The sequence below is a fragment of the Nonomuraea sp. LPB2021202275-12-8 genome, assembly GCF_037044575.1.
GTDB lineage: Bacteria > Actinomycetota > Actinomycetes > Streptosporangiales > Streptosporangiaceae > Nonomuraea.
In genome coordinates, this window is record NZ_JBAHWD010000098.1 from 1 (window position 1) to 2,288 (window position 2,288).

1 protein-coding gene is annotated in these 2,288 nt (G+C 70.7%); it reads right to left on the reverse strand.

Annotated features, from left to right (window positions below):
* A partial coding sequence (locus V5E28_RS48775; RefSeq protein WP_336217152.1) for a non-ribosomal peptide synthetase occupies positions 1-2,288 on the reverse strand: 2,288 nt, incomplete at both ends.

The window sequence follows — 2,288 nt, forward strand, 5'->3', positions numbered from 1 at the left end:
AAGGGCGGGCCGGGCGGCGGCGCCGTACGTCTCGATCGTGGCGGCCACGGCCGCCACGGTGTTGGCCTCGAAGACCTTGTGCACCGGGAGGTCGACGCCGAGAGCGGCCCGCAGGCCGAAGACCAGGCGGGTCGCCAGCAGCGAGTGCCCGCCCAGGTCGAAAAAGTTGTCGTGGACCCCGATGGGACCGGCGTGCGGCAGCAGTTCCTGCCACACCGCGACGATCTCGCGCTCCAGCGGGGTGCGGGCCTCTTCGATCTCCGTACGCGCCACCTCGCCGGCGCCCGGATCCGGGAGCGCGGCCCGATCCACCTTGCCGCTGGCTGTCCGCGGCAGCTTCGGCACCAGGACGAACGCGGCCGGCCGCATGTAGGAGGGCAGCCGCTCGGCCGCCGTCGCGTGCAGGCGGTCGCTGCTCACGGTCTCCGAGTCGCGCGGCACGACGTAGGCGAACATCCGGTGCCCGCCGTCCCCGTCGGGCCTGGCGTGGATGAAGACGTCCTTGACCTCAGGGCTCTCGCGGAGCGCCGCCTCGATCTCCCCAGGCTCGACCCGGTAGCCACGGATCTGGACCTGATCGTCGTCACGGCCGACGAACTCGACGCTGCCGTCGGCTAGCCAGCGCCCCCGGTCGCCAGTGCGGTACAGCCGCGCGCCGGATGTGGCGGAGAAGGGGTCGGGCACGAACCGGTCGCCGGTCAGGCTCGGCCGGTTGGCGTAGCCGCGGGCTATGCCGTCACCGCCGATGTAGAGATCGCCCAAGACGCCGATGGGAACCGGGCGGAAAGCGACGTCCAGGACGTGGATGGTGGCGTTCGCGATCGGCCCTCCGACGGGCACGATCCCGGAGCCGGTCGCCACCGCCGTCTCCACGTCGTAGACGGAGCTGTCCACGGTCGTCTCGGTGGCGCCCCACGTGTTGATGATGCGGGTGTGGTCGGCGAAGGCCGACACGACCAGGGCGGTGTCGGCGGTGTTGAAGGAGTCCGACCCCGTGACGATCAGCCGCAGCCGGGGCAGCTCCGTGCGGGTGCGCGTCAACTGCTCGGCGAGGTTGACCAGCACGGGAGGGATGCACTCGAACCCGTCGATCCGCTGCCCGCGCAACGTCTCGGCCAGTGCCGGCGGATCGAGCACCAGCGTGCGTCCCCCGATGACCAGGGTGCCGCCGAAGCTCAGGCTGCGCACGATGTCCGCGACGAACACGTCGAAGGACGGACTCGCCGTGGTGAGCCATCGGCCCAGGACCCGGTGATCCTGCCCGGCGGACCAAGCCGTTCTCCAGCTGGTCAGCCCGGCCCGGGTGATCATCACTCCCTTGGGCCTGCCGGTGGAGCCGGAGGTGAAGATGACGTAGGCCAGGCCACCGGGCGGTGCCGTACGGCGGGGCCGGTCGGCGCGCTGCTCCGCTATCAGGTCCGCGTCTTCGTCGAGCCGGACCAGCTGCCACGGCCCCTGCGCGCACTTGGCGTCCAGGCCCGCGTTGGTCAGCAGAACCGAGGGGGCCGATTCCGCCAGCATGTCGGACAGGCGGGCCTCCGGCTGCTCGCCGTCGAGAGGCACGAAGGCGGCGCCGGCCTTGAGTACGGCCAGCGGAGCGATCACCATGTCGGCGCCGCGCTCCACGCAGACGGCCACGCGTCGCTCCGGACCGCAACCGAGCTGTTTGAGCAGGTGGGCCAGCCGGTTCGCGCGCTCGTCCACCTCCCGGTAGGTGAGCTCGACGTCCCCCCAGACCAGGGCTGGATGGTCCGGGTGCTCGGCGGCGTGCCGTTCGAAGTACTCTTCCACGCTGATGTCGGGCTCGTAGCGCAGGTCGGTGTCGTTCCACCTGCCGATCTGCTCCCGCTCCCGATCGGCGATGGCCGATTCGAGCTGCGACAGCGGCACGTCGGGGTCGTCGCCGATGCGCTGAAGGAGCTCGCCGAAATGGGCGGCGATCCGCGCGACGGTCGCCGGTTCGTACAGATCGGTGTTGTACTCGATCTCCCCCGACATGCCGCCGGACGACTCGCGCATGCCCAAGGTCAGGTCGAACGGGCTGGTGGCCAGCTCGCTCTGCCGCCGCTCTGCCGTGAGGCCGGGGAGCACGAGGGTCTGCTGATCGACCGCCGTGAAGCTGTCGAAGGTGAACATGATCTGGAACAGCGGGGTACGGCCGGCGTCGCGGGCCGGCCTGAGCCGTTCCACGACATGGTCGAAAGGGACGTCCTGGTTGGCGTAGGCGTTCAGCGTGGTCTCGCGGACCTGCTCCACGAACTGGGTGAAGGTGAGCTCGCCGGTGACGG